A 21,553-nucleotide genomic window follows, 5' to 3' on the forward strand; every position below is an offset into this window, starting at 1 on the left:
GGCGAGGGTTGAGTATTAACCGGCTGTTGGTTACGTTTTCGGACCGTTCACTCGCGACGGATCGGGATAGTCGCAGCTCGACAGTGGTTGTTCCACATACTCTGCACAGATGCCCGATAGTGACGTGAAGCCGGTTGAGTTTGCTGCCGCCCCTTGGGGGTCGCGGCTGCTCGGGCCCGCCGATGAGTCCTCCGGGCGGCGGCGGGTTCGGATTCAGCTGCTGCTGACGATTCCGCTGCTGGTCGCGAATGTGACCGGTATTTTCGTGTCGATCGCGCTGATCGGGTTCGTGCTGCCCGGGCCAACGGTGTTCACTCGGCGGCTGGTGCTTCTCGATTTCGTCGCGACTCCCCTGTATGGCGCAACGGCTTTGGTGATCGGCATCTGGTGGGGCACCATGCGCGGGCTGGGGGTGTTGCGCTGGGCGACAGATCCCGAGCAGGTGCCGACCGAGGCCGAGCAGGCCGTGACCACACGGGTTCCGCTGGTGTTGGTTCTGGTTCAGGGGGGCCTGTGGCTCGGTGGCCTCGCCGTGCTGACCACGCTCTACGGCCTTTCTGATCCGAAGCTGATTCCCAAGTTCGTGTTCGGCATCGGATTCAGCGCGATCGTGGTGTGCGCCAACAGCTATTTGATTATCGAGTTCGCGCTGCGGCCGGTGACAGCGCGGGTACTGGAAGCAGCGGCTTCACGACGGCGGCGCGGCATCGGTGTATTCGGCCGTTCGATAGTGGCGTGGGTGCTCGGCTCCGCGCTGCCGGTGGCCGGGCTGATGGTGCTTGCCGTGCTCGCACTCACGATGGACGACGTGAGTACGGCCAGGCTCGCGGTCTGTGTGTTGTCGCTCGGCGGTGCCGCCCTGGTGTTCGGACTGCTGCTGATGACACAGACACTGGCCGCGACAGTCGCACCCATCCGCGGCGTGCGACGTGCGCTGCGGCAGGTGGAAGACGGTGATCTCGAGGTCGCCGTCGCGGTGTACGACGGCACCGAACTTGGCGAATTACAAAGCGGATTCAACCGCATGATGGAAGGGCTGCGCGAGCGCGAACAGATCAGGGACCTGTTCGGCAGGCACGTCGGCCACGATGTCGCCGCAGCGGCACTCGAGGGCGATCCGACTCTGGGCGGCGTGGAACGTGATGCGGCCGCGCTGTTCATCGACATCATCGGATCGACGACGATGACTGCCACCAGGCCCGCCCCCGAAATCGTCGCAATCCTGAACAACTTCTTCGGCATCGTCGTCGACGAGGTCGAGCTGTGCGGCGGACTGCTCAACAAGTTCGAAGGCGATGCCGCCCTTGCCATCTTCGGCACCCCCACCCCCTTGACCGACGCACCTGGCGCCGCACTGGCCTGCGCCCGTTCGATCCGAAACCGGCTGGCCGCGATGGAATCCGACTTCACCGCCGGTATCGGTGTCGCCGCAGGCCGGGTGGTGGCGGGCAATGTCGGTGCGCACCAACGCTATGAGTTCACCGTCATCGGCGACGCTGTCAACGAGGCCGCCCGCCTGTGCGAACTCGCCAAACAGGACCCCGACCGCCTGCTCACCTCGGGCAGCACCATCGCAGCCGCCGACCCCACCGAGGCCGAGCACTGGCAACTCGGTGAGTCGGTCACCCTCCGAGGTCGCGTCGCACCCACCCAGCTCGGCCGACCGCGCTAGGTCTTCTCACCGCCGGGCGCCCATGTACGGGCCGTCCGCAGGCGGAACGCCACCGCCGCCGCGATGAGCATCACCGTCGAGGTGCCGATGGCAGCGAGGTGGATGCCGGACACGAATGCCTCGTGCACCGAGGTCAGGAACTCGGTCCCGACCGCTTCCGGTAGATCGCGCGCGAATTCGGTCGCACCGCCAAGGGATTCCGATGCGGCGCCGACCTGATCGGCAGGGATATGCGACAGGTCGAGGCCGTTGCGGAACACCGCCATGACCACGCTGCCCAGCACCGCGACACCCAGTGCGATGCCGGTTTCGTAGGCCGTTTCCGATACCGCCGCTGCCGCGCCCGCCCGTGCCGCCGGCGCGGAGCTGACCACCAGGTCCGATGAAATCGTCAATGCGACACCGACGCCGGCACCCGTGAACAGGAAGGCGACGATGAATGTCACATTGCTCGTCGCGGCATCCGGACTCAGCAGCAGGAACAGTGCCGAACCGACCGACGCGACCAACAGCGCACCACTGAGTACAAGGCCGGGCCGCCAATACCGCACCAACCATGCGGACGCGAGCGCCGCGATCACGTTGGCCGCCAGACCGGGCAACAGCAGCAGACCCGCCTCCAACGGCGAGTGCCCGAGCACCAACTGCAGGTACTGCGAGGCAAAGAACAACTCGCCCGCCAGCGCAAACACCGAAAGCAGGCTGGTGAGCACCGCGATGCGGAACCTCGGCAATGCGAACAACTTCAGGTCGAGCATCGGGTGCGCGAGCGTGCGCTGCCGCTGGACGAACAGCACGCCGGCAAGCAGGCCGAAGGCACCGATCCCGGCCATTGTCAGGCTGAGGCCGTGTGCCGCGGTCTCCTTGACCGCGTACACCACCGGCACCAGAGCCAGCATGGACAACGCGGCGCTCGGCAGGTCGAATCGGCCGGGGTTCGGGTCACGAGATTCCGGAAGCAGCACCGGGCCCAGCACCAGCAGCGCCAGCATGACCGGCAGGTTCACCAGGAATACCGAGCCCCACCAATAGTGCTCGAGCAGCCACCCGCCCAGCAGCGGACCCGCCGCCGCGCCACCACCGGCCATCGCACTCCAGACCGCGATGGCCACGGTGCGCTGGCGCGGATCGAGGAACATCGATCGGATTAAACCGAGCGTGGCGGGCATCAGGGTCGCACCGGCGACACCCTGCAGCACGCGGGCGGCGATGAGCATCTCGGGTGAGACGGAGAACGCCGCGATCACCGACGCGACAGCGAATCCGACACCACCGATGAGCAGGAGCTTGCGGCGCCCGATCCGGTCACCGAGGTTGCCCATCACCACGAGTAGACCGGCGAGCACGAACGAGTACACGTCGATGATCCACAGCAGCTGCGGGGTGGTCGGCGCCAGATCAGCGCTGATCGCGGGCACCGCAAGGTCGAGCACCGTGGCGTCGACGGCGAGCAGCAGCAACGCGAGTGCGAGCACGGCAAGACCGCCCCACTCCCGGGTGGTGGCGCGTGGCGGGGAGGTGGTCTCCATCGCCATCCCGAAATCGTTCCGGGTGTCCTTCGTGGTCTGTGTGGTCATCGGCTTTCCCGACTCTCGTCGCAGTTTCTTACCGTCCAGACGGTACAGTAGTCCAGCATTACCGTCCAGCCGGTATAGTTACCTGGGTGACGGCAACCACCCGCGACCGCATCCTGGACGCGCTCGAAACACTGCTGCTGGAAAAAGGCATGTCCCAGGTGACGCTGGAAAGCGTGGCCGCGACCGCCGGTGTCTCCAAGGGCGGTCTGCTCTACCACTTCAAGAGCAAGGACGCGCTGCTCGCCGGCCTGGTCAGACGCCTCGCGGAACGCGCAGAACAGCATTTGGGCGACGCCGTCGCGCACGGCACCTCGGTCGCCGAGTGGTACCTGCAGACCCCGAACCCCGACGACGCCGCGGAAGCGGTGGAACTCGAGGTCTACCGGTCCATGCTCGCGACCATGCGCACGATCGACGCCGGCTCGAGCCCCGACACCGACGAGGTGCAGCAGGCGCTCACCGAAATGCTGAATACCTGGTCGACCGGACTGGACGAGGAAATCGACGACCCGGTGCGCGCCGACATCGTCCGACTCGTCGGCGACGGCGTGTACCTCCGAGCCCTGCTCGGCCTTTCGCCCATCGAGCCGCAGCGCTACCGGGCCGTGGTCGATCGCCTGCTCGAACGCTGACCGCCTTCCGCTACCGGCAAAGCGACCGTCCACGCTCTAGACTCGGCCCCGTGCAACCAGCCGCCGAGCAGGCCGGTGCCGTCGGGGCGGGAGATCAACCAACACCCGAGTCACCTGGGCCGACGGTGCCGATCCGTCCATTGAGCTTTCGCGAACTGCTCGACGAGCCGTTCGCGCTGATCCAGGCGAACATCGTCGTACTTGCCTGCTCGACCGTGGTCGGGTTGATCGTCGCGGAACTGATCGTCGTCGCGATCACCGCAAGCTCGTCGCACCTGACGCACGGCTCCGACCAGGGCACCCGGTGGGCGGCCATCCTGTCGACGGCGGCGTGCGCCTGGTTCCTGCGGTTCGTGCTGCGCGGATTGACGGTCGCCATCGGACTTGCCAGTGTCGCCGGATCCCCGATCGGCTGGCGTACCGCGCTGCGCAGGACGGCCACCGTCGGCCCGCCCCTGCTGGTGTTCCACCTGCTGTTCACGCTGGTCGGGGTGAGCGTGCTGGTGCTCGGCAGCGTACTGATCATCACCTTCCCGCTCGCGCTGCTGTGGCTCGGTTATCTGCGGGCCCAGCGGTTCGTCGCGGTGCCGGTGATGTTCGTCGAGCGTGCCTCGCATGCCACGGCAGTGGCCCGATCGAAACTGCTTGTCGCAGGCGCGGAGTGGCCGACCGCCGGGTTGTGGTTGTGCCAGCGCGGCCTGATGGTCCTGCTGGCCGTGCCGCTGCTCGGCATCCCGTGGTACCTCTCGGATTTCTCCGGCACGCACCGCTGGCAGGTCATCGTGCTCACCACGTCGGCGGTGCTGCTGATCGTCGCCTTCGGCGAGGTCGTGGAGGCGGCGACGCGCGTGGTGTCATACGTGGATCGGCGTTGCCGCCGTGAGGGACTCGACATTCGGGTACCGGAGGCACGATGACCGATGACTCGACCGACCGCGGTGCACCTGATGCCTGGCGTGGAACCGACGGGATAGGCGAGCCCGCGGCCCCGCCGCCGCCCCGGCTCGACGCGGCGGCGAACCATCGTGCCGCCGCCGAAGCCGCCGCCGAGCACCGTGACTTCGACGCCGCGCTGCGTGAACGCTTCCGCGCGGTGCTCCGCGGGCTCGAACAGGGCGGCCTACTCGAGGTGCGGCGATCGCGCACCGCGCGAGAGACCGCGGACGATGCGACGACCGCGCTGCCGCTCGGGGCCGCGACCGAACTCCTGCCCGCCGCTTACAGTTTCGACGAAGTCGTCTACGGCGGCAGGCACGCGACAGAAGACGAATACCGCAGCCTCGAATACGCCGACCGGTACTCCGGCACCGCGCCGCCACCCGCCCCGGAACCCGTCGAAGTGGCAGTGACCGAGCAGGCGGCGCGGGCGCGCAAGAAATTGCCCCCGCTTCCGGACCTCCTGCGCAACCCGAAGTTCTGGGCAGGTCTCGCAGGCGTGATCGCAGTCTTACTGCTGCTCTACGCGATGCTGAATGCCTGTGGCGCCCCGAACGCGCCCACGCCGCAGAAACCGCCACCGCCGCCCACGGACTACCCGGACAACCCAGACATCGACCTACCCGGTGCCGGGCCGGGTCAGGACTCCATCTTCAGCCGACTACCAGGCCCGGTCGCCTTCGGGGGCCTCCAATTCCTGATCGCCGCAGCGCTATTGGTGTGGTGGCGAGCACGCCGCCGCGGCGCGCTGGTCGGTGAGCCGAGGCCGGTCGAGGTCGCGGCGAACGAATTGCTCGCCGGTCAGGCCGCGCTGTATCGGCGATCGAAGGACCACGAACACGTGGCGTCGAAGCTGCGTGCGGCGACACTGCGCCGCATCCGCCCGAAGCTCGGCATCGGCGCGGAAACCGCGCAGGACCGACTGATCGCCATGGTTTCCGCGCGCACCGGCGTCGACCCGAACCTGGTCGGCTCCGCTCTATACGGTCCCGTGCCGGACACGGACACTCTGCAACTTGTTGCCACCCAACTCGAATGGATCGAGGCGGAGGTGGGATGAGACATCACCGCTCAGCGCTCATCCGACCGACGGGGTTGCGGGATTGCCCGCACGACACAGGAGGTGGGATGAGACATCGTTGCCGAGCACTCATCCCACCGACGCGGCGCGGGCACCCTCGCATGACACAGGAGGTCGAATGACCAGCGTGACGAACACCAACCACACCCCGACCGCAGCGGAGGCGGGCACCGCGTTTGCCGCGCTGCGCGCCGAGATCGGCAAAGCGGTGGTCGGCAATGACACCGCGATCATGTACCTGGTCCTCGCGCTACTGTGCCGCGGCCACGTGCTGTTGGAAGGTGTTCCAGGCGTGGCGAAAACGCTGCTGGTCCGGGCGTTGGCGACGGCGTTGGATCTCGAGCACGCCCGTGTCCAGTTCACTCCCGACCTGATGCCCGCCGATGTCACCGGCTCGCAGATCTACGATCCACACTCGGCGGAGTTCACCTTCCGGCACGGACCGGTGTTCACCAATTTGCTGCTTGCCGACGAAATCAACCGCACCCCACCGAAGACGCAGTCCGCGCTGCTGGAATCCATGGAGGAACGGCAGGTCTCGGTCGACGGCAAACCACGGCCGCTGCCCGATCCGTTCGTGGTGGTCGCCACCCAGAACCCCATCGAACAGGAGGGCACTTATCCGCTGCCGGAGGCGCAGCTGGACCGGTTCCTGTTCAAGGTCGACATCCAATTGCCCGGCCGTGACGACGAGTTCCGAATCCTGCAGCGACACGCCGCCGGATTCGACCCGCGCGATCTGGCGGGCGCCGGGCTGCGGCCTGTCGCGGGACCTGCCCATATCGCCGCGGGTCGAGCCGCGGTCGCGCACGTCACCATCAGCCCGGAGGTGCTCGCCTACACCGTGGACATCTGCCGGGCCACCCGTTCCGCACCCGCCGTACAGCACGGTGCGTCCACCCGAGGAGCCACGGCGCTGATGGCCGCCTCGCGGGCGTTCGCCTGGCTGAACGGCCGTGGGTTCGTAACCCCCGACGACGTGAAATCGGTTGCGGTGGCGGTACTGCGGCATCGCCTGCACCTGCGGCCAGAGGCGGAACTGGACGGGGTGACGACCGAAGGCGTGATGTCGTCGCTGCTGCTGTCGGTCCCGGTTCCGGTGTAGCTCGTGGTCGTCACCGGTCGGCTGGCCGCCGCGGGCGCGGTGGTCGCACTGTTCGTCGTGTTCGTCATGCCGTCGTGGCTCGGTGTGGCCTTGATGACGAGTGCGCTGGCCGCCGTCGTGCTTTTCGATATGGGTGCTGTCGCCCGCCCCCGCGACCTCACGCTCACCAGGCAACCGCTGACCATCGTCCGGCTCGGCCGCAGCACCGAGGTGGAACTCACCGTGCGCAACAGCGGGACCCGCACCGTCCGCGGCACCCTGTGGGACGACTGGCCCGACAGCGCACGCACCGAGAACCGCGCGCACCGGCTCGAGCTGGCGCACAACACGCGGACGCGCTTGCACACCACGCTCACCCCGACCTACCGTGGCGATCGCGAGGCGGGCCCGGTCACCTTGCGCCTGATCGGCCCGCTCGGCGTCGCGGGCAGGCAGACCCGCCGCATCGTGCCGGCGCGGGTGCGCGCACTGCCGCCGTTCCGCAGCGAACGCTTGATGCGGTCGAAAGTGAAACGGCTGCAACATCTCGAGGGTCGCAATGTCGCGAACCTACGCGGCCAGGGCACCGAGTTCGACTCGTTCCGTGAGTACGTCGCGGGCGATGACGTGCGGTCGATCGACTGGCGCGCCACCGCACGGGCCACCGACGTGCTGGTGCGCACCTGGCGCCCGGAACGCAACCGGCACATGCTGATGCTGCTGGACACCGGTCGCATCAGCGCGGGCCGGGTCGGCAGCCCCGATCACATCGACGACGGCACCCGTCTCGACGCGAGTATCGAGGCCGCGCTACTGCTCGGCGGGCTGGCCGCCGCCGCGGGTGATTCGGTGGATCTGCTCGCCTTCGACAGGAAGGTCCGTGCCGAGGTCCGCGGTGTCGGCGGAAAAGGGTTGCAGCTGAAGCTGATGCACGCGATGGCGGGCATCACTCCCGCCCTGGTCGACACCGACAGTGCGGGTCTGGTCCGCGCGGCCATCCAGCGCACCCGTCGCCGCAGCCTGGTGGTCTGGTTCACCAGCCTCGACGGTGCCGCGGTGCAGGAGAACCTGCTTCCGGTACTGCCCGTGCTCGCCCAGCGCCACCGGGTGCTTATCGTCTCCGTCACCGACCCCGAGGTCGCCGCGGCCGCCGCTCGCCGTGACACCCTTGCCGACCTCTACCCCGCGGCCACCGCGGAAACCATCCTCGCCGAACGGGCACTGGTGCAGGAGTCGCTGCGCCGCAGGGGAATCGCGGTCGTGTCCGCTCCCCCGGACCACCTGCCAGAGGCATTGGCCGACGAATACCTCGAATTGAAACAGTCCGGCACCATGTGAGTGCAGCCGTTCCGGCCGCCGTCGACACTGCTCGCCTCTCGACCCACGCCCAGGAGTCGTGGCGCACGCGGCTGGCAATCACGGCGCCGCCGAGCCCGACGCCTAGCTCCGAACCGCAGCCATGGCGAATGGCGCGATCGCCGCGGGAGCAGCTGTCAGCGTGCGGCGTTGACGTTCGGCGATCACGGCGCCGAGGACCTGAACGGGCGGATAACCCACCGGCGGCCGGACCTGCAGCCGCTGGCAGAGCGCAATGACAAGTGCCTGGCCGAGATTCGCCTGTACCGCGGGAGTGAGCGTGCGGAACCGCGTCAGATATTGACGCACCGCGAGCGCCAGATCCTCGGGAATGCCGGAGAGCTCCAGTTGCCCGGCCCAGCCCGTGAGCCACGGCGGGGCTGTCGCGAGTGCGGGCCGCGGCAGGCTCGTCTGGGCATACACCACGACGGTTCCGGCGAGCACGTCACCGATCCGGCGCGCGTTCGGCGAACACATCGAGGTGAGCACCGCGATAGCGCCGAACCCGCCGAGCATCCAGAAATCGACGATGCCGCCTGCCAGACCACGGGTGAGCGCGTGCCGGAAATCGATCGGTCCGCCGTCGGCGCGCACCACTCGAAGCCCGAGTATCAACTTGCCGACCGTGCGCCCGCGCATCAGGGTTTCGCAGACCACCGGATAGCCGACGAGCATCCCGACGATCGTCACCAACCCCGCCGCATCCATCCAGGCCGAATCCGCCCCGGCCGCAGCCAGCGCCGCGGCGACCGCGAATAACAGCACACCACCCAGCATGAACTGCACCACGACGTCGATGATGAACGCGGTGGCCCTGGTAGGGATCCGCGCGATCGGCAGCTCGAGCGCGACCGCTTCGCCGGTAGTGAATTCAGCCATGTCGAATAGCATTCTTCCGACCGGCGGTGAGGGAGGCAACCAATGGACGTCGACGCGTATAGCTACACCCACCGGCGGTCCTGGGACCGGCTGGACTATCTGGCGCGGCGCGGCTCGCTGAGCGGCGCCGAGGCGGATGAGCTTGTCGCGCTGTATCGGCGCACCTCCCAGCAGCTGGCTCGGTTGCAGTCGCACAGTCCCGATCCCGAGCTCATCGCCGGGCTGAGCGCGCTGTTGGCGCGGGCGCGCGGCAAGGTGCTCGGCACCAGGGCCGACACCTGGACGGAGGTCGGCAGGTTCTTCACACACCGCTTCCCCGCAGCGGTCTACCGGGCCTGGCCGTGGTGGGTGAGCGTCGCGGCGATGTTCCTCATGGTGTCGGGTGGACTGGCGGTGTGGGTTCAGGGCTCCGGTTCGGCGCACGAGTTGCTCGGCCTCCCGGACAACACCGACGCACTCACCAAGCCGGGCGGCGCATTCGAGACCTACTACTCGGAGCATCCGCAGGGCGCGTTCGCCGCGCAGGTGTGGACGAACAACGCATGGGTGTCGGCGATCGCGCTGTTCACCGGTGTGCTGATCTTGCCAGCGGTGTACCTGCTGTTCATGAATGCGCTCAACGTCGGCGTCAGCGCCGGACTGATGGCCGAGGCCGGCCGGCTCGACTCGTTCTTCGGATTCATCCTGCCGCACGGGATGCTCGAGCTGACCGCGGTTTTCGTGGCGGGCGGGGCCGGATTGAAGCTGGGCTGGACGCTGATCGATCCGGGTCGCTCCAGCCGTCTCGAAGCGGTGGCACGGCAGGGCCGCGCCACCGCGGCGATCGCGCTCGGCTTGGTCGGGGTGCTGCTGGTGTCCGGATTCCTGGAGGGCTTCGTGACGCCGAGCACGCTGCCCGCTTCGGCGCGCATCGCGATCGGGTTCGCCGCCGAAGTCCTGTTCCTGGTCTACGTGTTCGGCGTGGGTCGACGCGCGGTGCTCGAGCAGCGGGACGGTGCGGCTGTGGTGGGAAACCCGGCCGAGGATCGCTGGCAGACAACGCCGAGCACACGGTAAGCGAAGTGGGTCCGGGCAATCGTTAGCAACGATGCGCTACGGCCGGGTTTTGAACTCCCCCATTTGAGTTCCGCTGGCCGCAGCGAGTCCAGCTCAGCTGCGGCCAGCGTTACCGTCAACTGTACACAATCGTTATCCCAGCGCAACCCTCCGCACCGAGGTCGGGCGTATAAAGCAGCACCCCAGCAAACCCTTGTGAGCACATGGTTTTTCACTGTTCCAGCTAACCCCTGGCGGCATTGCGGACAACGACTCCCGGGTTCGGAATGGACCACTGCCGCGCAATACCGCGCGTCGATCCTTAACCACCGCGCGAGGAACCAAACATTCCTCGCACGATTAGCTGAAGCCATTCAATAGATCTCTCCATGGTGCCAAGACGCCCGCCGCGACCTGCGCGTTCCATTGTCGATAATGGAGATAGCTGGACGGTGGATGAACGGAAAGCGACTCAGGGTTTGTTTGCCGGGTAATAAACAGGATATGCACCATGTGGCGCCGTCCTTAGGTATACCGATAGCCGGTCAAGATCAGGAATAACCAGTTGCGCAAAGGTGGGCGCGTATGCCGCCGCTCCCGACTCCATCAGCACCGTAACCGCAATCATGCAGCCCTCTGTGATCTTCGCCTCATTGACGGCCGAAATGTGGCCGAACCAGGCGAAATCGACACAGTGGCAGACGATTCACAAAGCTGGCGATAGCACCGCTGAACGCCACAGACGGCCCCGCGCACACAGTGCGGGACCGTCCCAGGCCGGGCGGCGCTCAGGCTTCGGCGAGACCGACCCGAGCGTGAACCAACCGCATCGGTCGCGGCGCGTACCAGGCGGCGCGGCCGAGCAGGCGCATCGCCACCGGCACCAGCACGCCACGCACCAGTGTCGCGTCGATCAGAATCGCCAAACCCGCACCGAGCCCGAAGAACTGAATGAACCGGACATCACTGGTGGTGAAGGCGAGGAAGCTGATCGAGATCAACGCCGCCGCGGTGGTGACCAGCCGACCGGTCCTGGCCAGGCCCCCGACAACAGCGTCCGCGTCCGACGCACCGTGGTCGCGCAACTCCTTGATCCGGCTGATCACGAACACCTCATAGTCCATCGACAGCCCGAAGGTGATGCAGAACAGCAGCAGCAACATCGACACGTCGAGTGGCGCGGGGGTGAAACCGATCAGGCCGGACAGATGGCCGTCCTGGAAAATGAACACCATCAGGCCGAGGGTCGCGGCGAGGCTCAGCACGTTCGACAGCAGGGCGCGCAACGGCTGCACGATGCTGCCGGTGAACAAGAACAGCAACACGAAGGTCGTCAGCACGATCCAGCCGATCGCGGTGGGCAGCTTCGAACCGATCGAGGCCAGACTGTCGCGCAGTTCGGCCGCCTGCCCGCCGACCAGTGCGCTCGCCCCGGTCGGGCTCGGCACCGCGCGCACCCTGTCGACCAGATCGCGGGCATCGCTCGAGTTGAGGTCGAGATCGGTGAGCACGGCCAGCCGCTGCGCGTCCGGGCGGGCGAACCTGGCATCGGCGGGCGAGGTCGCGGCCTGCTCACCGCGCACGAAAGTGCCCGCGCTCGAATCGACCTGGGTGACGTGCTCGACCCGGGAAAGGTTGCGGGCGTAGTCCGCGAGCGGGCCCGTGGCCACCCCGGCCGTGGTCACCACCGACAAGGCGTTGGCGTCACCGCCGCCGAAGTCGTCACGCATCGCGTCACCGACCTGGCGCACCTCGGTACTGGTCGGCAACACCCGATCGTCGGGGGTGCCGAACTGCACGTTCAACAGCGGCGCCGCGGCCAGCAGCAGCACCGCGACCACCGGAACTCCGGCCAGCGCGGGCCTGCGCATCGCGAACCCGGCAACGCCCGCCCAGAACGGTGTCGCGTCACCATGAATCCCGCGGACGCCTGGTATCCGCCACGCATCGGTTCGCTCGCCGAGCACCGCGAGCAGCGCGGGCAGCACAACGACCGCGGCCAACGCGGATATGCCGACGACGCCGATCCCGCCGTAGGCGAACGAGCGCAGGAAGTACTGCGGGAAGATCACCAGCGCGGATAGCGCCGCGACTACCGTCGCCGCACTGAACACGATGGTCCGGCCCGCCGTCGACACCGCGGCGACCACCGCATCGGACGGCTGCGCGCCTGCCGCGCGCCGTTCGCGGAAGCGACTGACCATCAGCAGTCCGTAGTCGACCGCCAGCCCGAGCCCGAGTCCGGTGGTCAGGTTCACCGCGTAGATCGACACGTCGGTGACCGAGCCGATGATCGCGAGTTCGGTGAAGGTGCCCAGAATGGCGATACCGCCGACGACCAGGGTGAGCAGCGCGGCGATGACGTTGCCGAAGGCGAGCACCAGCAGCGCAAGGATCAACGGCACCGCGACAGCTTCCGCGAGACCGAGGTCCTTGCCGATCTGCTCGGTGATCGAGTGGAAGATCGCGGAGCTGCCGCCGATCCGAATCCGCGCCACCTGGTCATCGGCCCGATAGTCCTCGACGATCGCGGCGGCGGACTTCTCCTTGTCGGCGGCATCCTTGGCCGAGCTGCCCGCGAGTACGACGGCAGCGGTTCCGTCCTCGGCCCGCATCGCGGGCGATCCGGTATCCCAGTACGAGACGACATTGGTGAGCCTGCCATCGGCGGCGAGCCTGCGCGCCAGGTCGCGGCCGAGATCGACGACGACCGCGTCGTCGACGGTGCCCGTCTTCGCTCCGATCAGGAAGACGTAGTCGGTGTCCGCACCGAACTTATCCGCCAGTCGGCTTGTCGCTGCGCTGGATTGCGCATTGGGATCTTCCTGCCCTCCTGGCTGCATTTTGCTGAACGCCGTTGCGCCGACCACTCCGCCCGCGATCAGCGCGAGTACGCCGACGACGAGTATCCAGCGGGCGTGGCGGACGTTGAATCTGCCGAGTCTTTCGAACATGCCGGGCCTCCCCGATCGAGAATGTTTACAGTCGCAAACTTGGTGGGTGTTAACTTGCCATGAGATGTGTGCAGGTGTCAACATCGAATGGATGACGAATTCCGAATCAGCGACCAAGCGCGCCACCCGCGAAGGCCCGTACCACCACGGCGACCTGCGCAACGCGCTCGTGCGGGCCGCCGCCGAGCTCGCGGAAACCGGCGGGCCGGAGGCGGTGACCGTGCGCGCGGCCGCCCGGCTGGTCGGGGTCACGCCGACGGCGGCCTACCGGCATTTCACCAACCACGAACAGCTGCTCAGCGCGGCACAGGCCGAGGCGCAGCAGAGCCTGTTCGGGGCGATGTCCGCCGGCGTGGAATCCCTCGGTCCAGATGCGCACGCGATCTCGCGACTGAACGCGGTAGGCCGCGGCTACATCGCATTCGCGAGACAGGAACCCGGACTGTTCCGCACCGCCTTCTGCGAAACCGGCCCCGTCGACGGGGCACCGGAGGACTCACCCGCCTTCAACCTGCTGGCCACAGTGCTCGACGAGCTCGTCGAGATCGGCTACATCGATCCGGCACACCGCCCGGACGCCGAGATCGCAGCCTGGGCCACGGTGCACGGACTTGCCGCGCTGATGGTCGACGGGCCGATTCCTGGGTTGGACGACGCAGCAAGGGAACAGGCCATTACGCACACCCTCGCCGTCGTCCAGCGTGGCCTCGCGACCGGACCGAAGGCCCCGCACTAGTTCCTCGCCAGGCCAACGATTTCGACACCGCGAACCATCCACAAAGCCGAAATCACCCACCACACAGGCTGTGCAGACTCGTGGTCGCGCCGCCGGTACGGACTCGCCACCGAACAGGCTGTGCAGAGTCGACACCACACGGCCTGTGCATACTCAGCAGGCGCTTATGCGCGGCCGAACGTCGATGCCGCACATTCGCGTCCACAAGCGCGGCATGCTATCCACAGGCACTGCACTGCGCCATCCACACTGGACGATCGCTCATCGGCGTCCTTCGGGTGTGCACAGGCCCTGTGGAAACCCGACCCGGAATAGCACTCGAAGATGTTGTGCCCCAACTATCCACAGGCAAGTCTCCGATGGACCATCCACAGAGTGTTGGTCTTGGGATCCGAAGGCATTGCGTGCCATCGCACCGCGCCGCGGCGACCCCGTCAACTGATGCGCAGAATTCCGGTAATCGTGCCCTGCAGGACCTGACGACCATGGGTGACCAGCGCCGACGTCTGCAATGGGTCGTCGATGATGGTGCCGGGCAGCGGCCTGCTCGAGGTGATCGCGCCGGTGTCCGGATCGATGACGGTGAAGGCGTAACCGTCCAGCGGTGTTGTGGTGTCGAGTCCGATTCGCGTCACTGTGTAGATCGCGCTGTCGACTGTGGACAGATGGGGAACGGCGGCACTGCGCACCGCGTTCTCCCACACCGTGTGGCAGCCGGTGTCGCCGACGTCGACGCGGGTCATGCCACCGACGAACGGCGCGGTGGCCGGAACAGCCGGGCCCGCACCCTCGGGGACGGCGGGATACGGATAGCCGTAGGTGCTCGCCACGAACAGCGAACGGCCGATGCCGATCGGTGAATTCTCGCTGCCCGCACCGCCCTTCGTGAGGACCGGCTGTGAGCACATCAATTGGCCGCTGCCCGAACGGAAGACCAGCGCGTTGACCTGACCGTCGGCGTTGTCGACGATCGTCAGGTAGTCTGCGCCGGTGTTCGGTCCGAAATAGGTAGGTGTGGAACCGGTGCCCCAGCTGAGTTGGCCTGGCTTGCGCGCCCGGCCGCGTTCGTAGGCCGCGCGCCAGAGCACCTCGGGTCGTCCCGCTTCGGCCCGTAATTCATAGAGCGCGTGTGTTGTCGCGACGGCGATTCGCCCGCTCGGCGCCGCCGAGATGCTATTGGCAACCTGTTCGCCCGCGGGCAGCGCGACGACGGCCGACGGCCCCGAGGGCGGAACCAGACCGACCAGCCCATTGCCGGTGGCGAACCAGACATTGCCGGACCAGTCCGGAACCAGCCCGGTGACGTTGTCCCCGACCGGAATTGCCGAGGAGAGGTCGGTCGACGACTCGATCGCGAGCCGCCACCGGCCTGCCGCGTCGCGCGCATGGGCGACGCGGAGCAACGTGCGGTTCCCGTCCACGACCACCAGCCGATCGGCATTGTCCAGGTAGGCGTAGACGCCACCGAGCAGACTGCCCTTGGCCAACGTGAGCGAGGCCAGCGAGACACCGAGCGGCCCACCGTCTGCTGGATCGAGCAGGTGGACGATCGGAGCCTGGCCCGCGATCGCCGTGCACAGCGCGACCACCAGATTGTCCGAACCCTGCAACAGCGTCGGACACGCCGCCGCCAGCGGATAAACGCCCACCGCCACATCGCCGCGTCCAGGGCCCGCCAACGGCGTCGCGTCCGACGATCCGGCATCACCGTGCATGGTCGCGGTGCCGAGTGGGCCCAGATACGGGTTCGGCGACGCCAGTGGACCCCATTGCCCTGCCGCGTCGGCGGGCCCGGCGGGCGCGAACGCCAGTGCACACGCGGCGAGGAGAATGAGCGGAGATCGCATACCGGTACTCCTTCGGTTCGACAGCACGGCCTTCGATCGAATCCGATCCGGCGCGGCGACAACAGTATTCGAAACGCTGATGACCCAAATAGCACTCCGGCGATCGCTACGATGGGCGCCAAGAATGGAGTCCGGGCGCGCCTGTTGTCGCCACGCCCGAGTAGGGCTACATCAAAGCGCCGCCGTCGACGCGGATCTCGGTCCCGGTCATATAGCGGCCGTCATCGGAGGCGACCATGGCGACCACGCCCGCGATGTCGTCCGGGCTCCCGAGTGCGCCACCGTTGAGCCAGCCGGTCATCCTGGCGAACAGGCTCGGGTCGAAGCCCTCCGGCTGATCCCGGATGGATTTCGTGGTGATCCCACTGGTGATGCCCGCTGGGACGATATTGACCGCGCGCAGTCCTTGCTTGGCGTACTCCAGCGCGATGGCGTGGGTGAACGCATTGACGCCACCTTTGGACGCGGCATACGCGGCCAGGTAGGGCGCCGCACTGAAGGCCGCCGTCGAGGACAGATTCACGACAACGCCGTGGCCGGATTCCACCAGGGCGGGCAATGCGCTCTGGGTCATCAGGAAGGTTCCGGTGAGATTTACCGAGATCACCTGATTCCACACCTCCAGCGGCATTTCGTCGGTGCGTGCGGGGCGCAGGATGCCCGCGGCATTGACCAGCACATCGAGACCACCGAGGAATTCGAGCCCATCGGCCGTTGCGGTGCGCACCGATTCGGGATCGGCGACGTTCACCTGGACGGTCCGCAGCCGGTCCGCGGCGTCGCCCGCCTTCGCCGCGGTGGCCTCCAGGCCCGGCCGGTCGATGTCGGCGGCGACCAGCTGCGCCCCCTCGTCGAGTAGCCGCAGGGCAATACCCTGACCGATACCCGATCCCGCTCCCGTGACCAATACTCGGCGGCCGTCATATCTACGCATGCCAAAAATTAGAACAGGTTCTCATTGGGAGTCAATACGTCCGCACTGCACATTTCGGGTCGCATCATCAAGGCCGAGACGGCACCCGCTGCGTACCGACCACCCAGGCAGCCGATCCCGCCCCACCGGTAACCAGCACAGACAGCCATCATCCCGCTCATGTCAGCGCGCTGTCAGCGCCGGTGGGCATCGTCCTTCTCATCGACAACGCCACTGCGGCTCAACAAGATCCGCAGCCGCAGACCATCTGATGAGGAGCACACCATGTACGTTTTCGCCGCCGTCCTGCAACTGCTGATCGCCCTCGCGTTCGTGAGCATCCCGCTGGTGCGGCACCGCTACGGCGCCGCCGCGAAAACGGCCGCCGAGGCGGAGCTGCGGCGCCAGGGCATTCCCACCTCGGTGCTGAAGGAGAACAACCTCAGCTTCGATGCCAGCGGCCACGAGACGATCGTCCCCGCGACCGTCGCCCTGATCATGACGGTCGTCGCCGCACTCCAGCTGACCGGCAACGACTGGGGACAGACCCTGTCCTGGATCTTCCAGCCGATCGTGCTCGCCGGAAACGTCCTCATCATCTACAGCAACCTGACCGCCGTGAAGTCCGTCCAGGCCGCTTTCGCACGCAAGGGCGACCCGATGCTGGCCCGGGTCGACGCGGGCGCCCTGCTGAAGGCCGCGGAAAGCGGCTTCCCCCGCTGGGTGATGCCCATCCTCCAGAACGTCCGCCACGCGGTAGTGATGGGTGGCTCGATCCTCATCCTCATCGCACTCGCCGTCGCCTGAGACCTCTCGGCGGCGAACATACGAAAAACGCGGAGGCCCGGTCCTATTGGACCGGGCCTCCGCGTTCCGTTTGGCGAAAGCTAGGCAGCCGCCGGACGTGCACTCGACTGGGTCGGGATGGCCACCTTCGATGGTGCGGCGGGCACCGCCGACAGCGACAGGGCGCGCAGCAGGCACAACCAACCGATAGCGCCGAGCGCCATGCGCAGGTAGTTCAGATTGGTCCACAAGGTGACGAAGGATTCGACATGTTCGGGCGTCCACTCGGCGCCACCGGACTGGAACATCAGCATCTGCGGGACGAAATAGGCGTAGCTGAACACCGCGTAGCCGGTCATGGCCGCCGCACCGGCGATCCACCAGCGCCGGGCCGGTGTGGGGGTCCGCCAGGCAATGGTGAGATTCACGATGGCGAGCAGCGCGACCAGCGGTGAAACGAACGGCCAGAACGCGCGCCCGGCCCGCTTCATACCGGACTCCTCCATCGCCGTGAGAGTCTGTTCGGGAGGCACGTCGGCCCACAGGGGAATGATCCCGAGCTTTTCGTACCAGCCCGCCCCGAACTGGATCCCCACGAAAATCACCAGCAGCCAGAGGGGGATCGCCCGCTTCGTTGTCATGTCCTCATCTCCTACCCTTGTCAAGTATTCTCGCTATTTGCGAGTCTCTCTATATTAGAGAGACTAGAAGGGAGTGGACTGGGATGGGATCAGGGAAAACCCGGAGCGAGACCCTGAATTCGTTGCAGGCGGAACTGCGGATCCAGGCGACGCGCACGGTCATCTTCCACTCGGCCGTCGCCGCGCGACTCGGCATCACCGTGACGGATCTGAGCTGCCTCAATGTGCTGAGCTCGGCAGGCCCGCAGACACCAGGACAGTTGGCCGAACGCATCGGCATCACTCGGGGCGGGGCGGTGACCGCGATGATCGATCGGCTAGAGCGAGCGGGCTTCGTGCGCCGCAGCCGGGACGCGCGCGATCGGCGCCGGGTGCTGGTCGAGCCGATTGCCGCAGCGGTCGGCGCAGTAGCCCCCCTGTTCTCCGGCCTTGGAGCCGCGGTCAGCGAGCACCTCGCGGGGTACAGCGATCGAGAGTTGGAGGTCCTGTTGCAATTCGTCGGCACGCTCAATGAGCGGGTGGCGGTGGCCACCGACGAGCTGCGAACTCCGTAGACGAAAAACGCAGGCGCCTCGCCGAACTCACGCCATATCGGCTCCACCTTGCTGGAAATCCGCGGGCGAGCTGAACGGCCGTTCAACTCGCGTTGCAGGAGTACAGACTGGTCATTACGTTCTTCCCATGAGTTCAGATTTTCCGCGCTTGCTGTCACCGCTCGAGCTGAAGAGCGTTACGCTGCGCAACCGCGTGGTGATGGGTTCGATGCACACCAACCTGGAGGATCGGGACTGGCACATCGACCGGCTGGCCGCGTTTTTCGCCGAACGGGCCCGCGGCGGCGTTGGGCTGATCGTCACCGGCGGGTATTCCCCCAGTCGCGAAGGCTGGCTGTGGCCATTCGCCTGTGCGATGCTCACCGAGGCCGACGCCGAGCGGCACCGAGTCATCACCACGGCGGTACACGAGGCGGGGGCCAAGATCGCGCTGCAGATCATCCACGGTGGCCGCGATTCGAATATTCCCAACAATGTGGCGGCCTCGGCCGTGACATCGCCGCTCGTCGCATTCGAGCCTAAGGCTTTGTCCGAACAGGGCATCGAATCGACGATCGCCGACCACGTGCGCTGCGCGGAGTTGGCGAAATCTGCCGGATACGACGGAATCGAATTGATGGGTGGCGAGGGCTTCCTGATCAACCAGTTCCTCGCGCCGCACACCAACATCCGTACCGACGGTTGGGGCGGTTCGGCAGCCAACCGACGGCGGTTTCCGGTCGAAATCGTCAAACGAACCCGGGCCGCACTCGGCGAGAACTTCCTCATTATGTTCCGAATGTCCTTGGCCGACTTCATCGAAGACGGTCAGACCTTCGAGGAGATCATCGCGCTGGCGAAGGAATTGGAAGCCGCCGGGGTTGACATCATCAACACCGACATCGGCTGGCACGAGTCGCGCGTGCCGACCATCGTCACCTCGGTGCCGCGGGCCGCGTTCGTCGGATACACCGCCAAACTCAAGGCGCACGTGACGATCCCGGTGTGTGCGTCGAATCGGATCAATATGCCCGAAGTCGCCGAGGAGATCCTGGAGCGGGGCGACGCGGACCTCATCTCGCTGGCCCGTCCGTTACTGGCCGACCCGGAATGGGTGAACAAGGCCGCCGCATCCCGCGTGGACGAGATCAACACCTGTATCGCCTGCAACCAGGCATGTCTCGATCACACCTTCACTCGCCAAACCGTGTCCTGCCTGGTGAATCCGCGCGCCTGCCACGAAACACTGCTACAGCTGTTGCCCACCCGGCACGCCAAACGCGTCGCCGTCGTCGGCGCGGGCCCGGCGGGCCTGTCGGCCGCGATCGGCATGGCCGAGCGCGGTCACCACGTCGAGCTCTTCGAAGCAGCGGACAAGATCGGCGGCCAGTTCGACCTCGCTCGTCGCATCCCCGGCAAGGAGGAGTTCAGCGAATCGATAAGGTACTTCCGCCGGAAGCTCGAACTCACCGGTGTCACAGTGCATTTGAACGCACACACGACCGCCGAGCAGCTTGCCGCGGGCGACTGGGACGAGGTCGTTCTCGCGACCGGCGTACGACCCCGCGTTCCCGATATCCCGGGAATCGACCACCCGATGGTGCTGTCCTACCAGGAGCTGATCCGGGAAGAGCGGCCCGTCGGCCGACGCGTCGCCGTCGTCGGCGCGGGCGGGATCGGTTTCGATGTCAGCGAATTCCTCACCGTCGCTGGAAACACCGCGATGAAACTCGAGGAGTGGCAGGCAGAGTGGGGTGTCACCGAGGACGAGCAGGCCCGCGGCCAGTTGACCACGCCCAAACCCTCCCCGGCCATCAGGGAGGTGACGTTGTTGCAGCGGAAGACAGGCCCGTTCGGGACAAGCTTGGGCAAGACGACCGGCTGGATCCATCGCGCCACCCTGGATGCCAAGGGGGTGGAGCAGATCGGCGGGGTCAACTACGAACGGATCGACGATCGCGGACTGCACATCAGCTTCGGCCCGAACCGGGAGGGCCTGCGCGTGATCGACGTCGACAATGTGATCGTCTGCGCAGGCCAGGAATCCGTCCGCGACCTGAAGGACCAGCTCGAAACACTAGGTGTGCGTGTGCATCTCATCGGCGGCGCCGATGAGGCAGGCGAGCTGGACGCCAAGCGGGCAATCGAGCAAGGTACCCGCCTGGCGGCCGAGATCTGATTTCCGGGGGCTGAACCCTTCAGCCCCCCAACCGGAGGAAGGTGGCGGTCGCTGTCGCGTAGATCTTGTCGGCGGCGTCGACGAGACGTGCTTCGGCTGTCGCCGTCGTCCGTCCGACGTGCACGGTCTGCGCGATCGCGTGCAGTGGCCCCTGGTCGTGGGAGACCCTGCGCAGGAAGTTCGTGTTCATGCTCGTGGTCGTGACCACGGACTTGTCCGCCATCGACAGGTGCACCGCCCCCCACATCGCGACGTCGAGGACGGCGCCGAGCACGCCGCCGCCGACCACTCCGAGGAAGTTCACGTGCCGCTCGTCCGGCCCGAGACTCAAGACCATCCGCCCCGGCTCGGCGTCCACGACCGAAATATTGAGCAGCTTGGCAAGCGGCGGCTGTGGAAGGTCGCCGGAGCGCATGCTGTCGAGCAGTTCCTCGCGCGACAACTGGAGCAGACCGAGCACGGCCATTGCCGGATCGTCCCACTCGAGATGCAGTGACCGTGAGCCGTTGGACGTTTCGATCGTCGCAAGGTCGTTGTGCGTCATGACATTCCTTACTGTGAAGTGATCTGTTGGTCGATGAGCGCGAAGAGTTCGTCGGCACTCGCCGCCTCGACAGCACTCGCCGCGTCAACGGCAGTGGCCGCTTCGACCGCGCCGTGGATCGTGGATTCGCGTTCCTCCTCCATGGCTTCGGCCAGCGTCGCGCGGATC

At 66.8% G+C, this 21,553-nt stretch carries 18 protein-coding genes; 11 read left to right on the top strand and 7 right to left on the bottom strand.

What is annotated here, in order from left to right; genetic code table 11:
- Window positions 1-109 precede the first annotated feature (109 nt).
- Window positions 110-1,672: an adenylate/guanylate cyclase domain-containing protein gene (locus ACFQZZ_RS12160; protein ID WP_378678227.1), complete on the top strand. Its 1,563-nt coding sequence runs from the start codon at window positions 110-112 to the stop codon at window positions 1,670-1,672.
- Here the strand turns inward: ACFQZZ_RS12160 and ACFQZZ_RS12165 are convergent.
- Complete coding sequence (locus ACFQZZ_RS12165) at window positions 1,669-3,249, bottom strand: MFS transporter (RefSeq protein WP_378678230.1); 1,581 nt, start codon at window positions 3,247-3,249, stop codon at window positions 1,669-1,671. The genes ACFQZZ_RS12160 and ACFQZZ_RS12165 overlap by 4 nt on opposite strands.
- Before the next feature lie 86 nt (window positions 3,250-3,335).
- Here ACFQZZ_RS12165 and ACFQZZ_RS12170 point away from each other — a divergent pair, with 86 nt between their 5' ends.
- The 5 genes from ACFQZZ_RS12170 (at window position 3,336) to ACFQZZ_RS12190 (ending at window position 8,320) form a co-directional block, all read left to right on the top strand.
- On the top strand, window positions 3,336-3,881 hold the full coding sequence (locus tag ACFQZZ_RS12170) for a TetR/AcrR family transcriptional regulator (RefSeq protein ID WP_378678233.1): 546 nt from the start codon (window positions 3,336-3,338) through the stop codon (window positions 3,879-3,881).
- 50 nt (window positions 3,882-3,931) lie between these two features.
- Window positions 3,932-4,798: a hypothetical protein gene (locus ACFQZZ_RS12175; RefSeq protein WP_378678236.1), complete on the top strand. Its 867-nt coding sequence runs from the start codon at window positions 3,932-3,934 to the stop codon at window positions 4,796-4,798.
- Window positions 4,795-5,877, top strand: coding sequence for a DUF4129 domain-containing protein (locus ACFQZZ_RS12180; RefSeq protein WP_378678239.1), 1,083 nt, complete (start codon window positions 4,795-4,797; stop codon window positions 5,875-5,877). Before ACFQZZ_RS12175 ends, ACFQZZ_RS12180 begins: the two co-directional genes overlap by 4 nt.
- A 139-nt stretch (window positions 5,878-6,016) precedes the next feature.
- Window positions 6,017-7,003 carry an AAA family ATPase gene (locus tag ACFQZZ_RS12185; RefSeq protein WP_378678242.1) on the top strand — a complete coding sequence of 329 codons (987 nt, stop codon included), beginning with the start codon at window positions 6,017-6,019 and terminating at the stop codon, window positions 7,001-7,003.
- A gap of 3 nt (window positions 7,004-7,006) precedes the next feature.
- Window positions 7,007-8,320, top strand: a complete 1,314-nt coding sequence (locus tag ACFQZZ_RS12190) for a DUF58 domain-containing protein (RefSeq protein WP_378678245.1) — start codon at window positions 7,007-7,009, stop codon at window positions 8,318-8,320.
- Between the two features lie 102 nt (window positions 8,321-8,422).
- Here ACFQZZ_RS12190 and ACFQZZ_RS12195 read toward each other — a convergent pair whose 3' ends face one another.
- The gene (locus tag ACFQZZ_RS12195) at window positions 8,423-9,217 is read right to left on the bottom strand and encodes an RDD family protein (RefSeq protein ID WP_378678248.1); all 795 of its coding nucleotides are present in this window, start codon (window positions 9,215-9,217) and stop codon (window positions 8,423-8,425) included.
- A 42-nt stretch (window positions 9,218-9,259) separates the two neighbouring features.
- Here ACFQZZ_RS12195 and ACFQZZ_RS12200 point away from each other — a divergent pair, with 42 nt between their 5' ends.
- On the top strand, window positions 9,260-10,273 hold the full coding sequence (locus ACFQZZ_RS12200; RefSeq protein WP_378678251.1) for a stage II sporulation protein M: 1,014 nt from the start codon (window positions 9,260-9,262) through the stop codon (window positions 10,271-10,273).
- Between the two features lie 767 nt (window positions 10,274-11,040).
- Here the strand turns inward: ACFQZZ_RS12200 and ACFQZZ_RS12205 are convergent.
- Window positions 11,041-13,206, bottom strand: a complete 2,166-nt coding sequence (locus tag ACFQZZ_RS12205) for an MMPL family transporter (RefSeq protein WP_378678254.1) — start codon at window positions 13,204-13,206, stop codon at window positions 11,041-11,043.
- A 91-nt stretch (window positions 13,207-13,297) separates the two neighbouring features.
- Between ACFQZZ_RS12205 and ACFQZZ_RS12210 the strand changes: the two genes are divergently transcribed.
- Window positions 13,298-13,942 (top strand): TetR/AcrR family transcriptional regulator, encoded by a 645-nt coding sequence (locus ACFQZZ_RS12210; RefSeq protein ID WP_378678257.1) that lies wholly within the window; start codon window positions 13,298-13,300, stop codon window positions 13,940-13,942.
- A 434-nt stretch (window positions 13,943-14,376) separates the two neighbouring features.
- Here the strand turns inward: ACFQZZ_RS12210 and ACFQZZ_RS12215 are convergent, their stop codons facing one another.
- Window positions 14,377-15,789, bottom strand: a complete 1,413-nt coding sequence (locus tag ACFQZZ_RS12215; protein ID WP_378678260.1) for a hypothetical protein — start codon at window positions 15,787-15,789, stop codon at window positions 14,377-14,379.
- 166 nt (window positions 15,790-15,955) lie between these two features.
- Entirely contained in the window at window positions 15,956-16,723 is a 768-nt protein-coding gene (locus tag ACFQZZ_RS12220; RefSeq protein ID WP_378678263.1) for an SDR family NAD(P)-dependent oxidoreductase, read from the bottom strand.
- 264 nt (window positions 16,724-16,987) lie between these two features.
- Here ACFQZZ_RS12220 and ACFQZZ_RS12225 point away from each other — a divergent pair, with 264 nt between their 5' ends.
- Window positions 16,988-17,509, top strand: a complete 522-nt coding sequence (locus ACFQZZ_RS12225; protein WP_378678266.1) for a hypothetical protein — start codon at window positions 16,988-16,990, stop codon at window positions 17,507-17,509.
- Between the two features lie 80 nt (window positions 17,510-17,589).
- Here the strand turns inward: ACFQZZ_RS12225 and ACFQZZ_RS12230 are convergent, their stop codons facing one another.
- A complete protein-coding gene (locus ACFQZZ_RS12230) occupies window positions 17,590-18,129 on the bottom strand; it encodes a DUF1772 domain-containing protein (RefSeq protein ID WP_378678269.1) in 540 nt (179 codons plus the stop codon).
- A gap of 83 nt (window positions 18,130-18,212) precedes the next feature.
- Between ACFQZZ_RS12230 and ACFQZZ_RS12235 the strand changes: the two genes are divergently transcribed.
- Entirely contained in the window at window positions 18,213-18,683 is a 471-nt protein-coding gene (locus ACFQZZ_RS12235; RefSeq protein WP_378678272.1) for a MarR family winged helix-turn-helix transcriptional regulator, read from the top strand.
- A gap of 127 nt (window positions 18,684-18,810) precedes the next feature.
- Window positions 18,811-20,841, top strand: coding sequence for an FAD-dependent oxidoreductase (locus ACFQZZ_RS12240; protein WP_378678275.1), 2,031 nt, complete (start codon window positions 18,811-18,813; stop codon window positions 20,839-20,841).
- A 19-nt stretch (window positions 20,842-20,860) separates the two neighbouring features.
- On the opposite strand, the gene ACFQZZ_RS12245 is transcribed toward ACFQZZ_RS12240, so the two are convergent.
- Window positions 20,861-21,385, bottom strand: a complete 525-nt coding sequence (locus tag ACFQZZ_RS12245) for a PaaI family thioesterase (RefSeq protein WP_378678278.1) — start codon at window positions 21,383-21,385, stop codon at window positions 20,861-20,863.
- Window positions 21,386-21,553 lie beyond the last annotated feature (168 nt).

The organism is Nocardia sp. GCM10030253 (assembly GCF_042675075.1).
Classification (GTDB): Bacteria; Actinomycetota; Actinomycetes; order Mycobacteriales; family Mycobacteriaceae; genus Nocardia.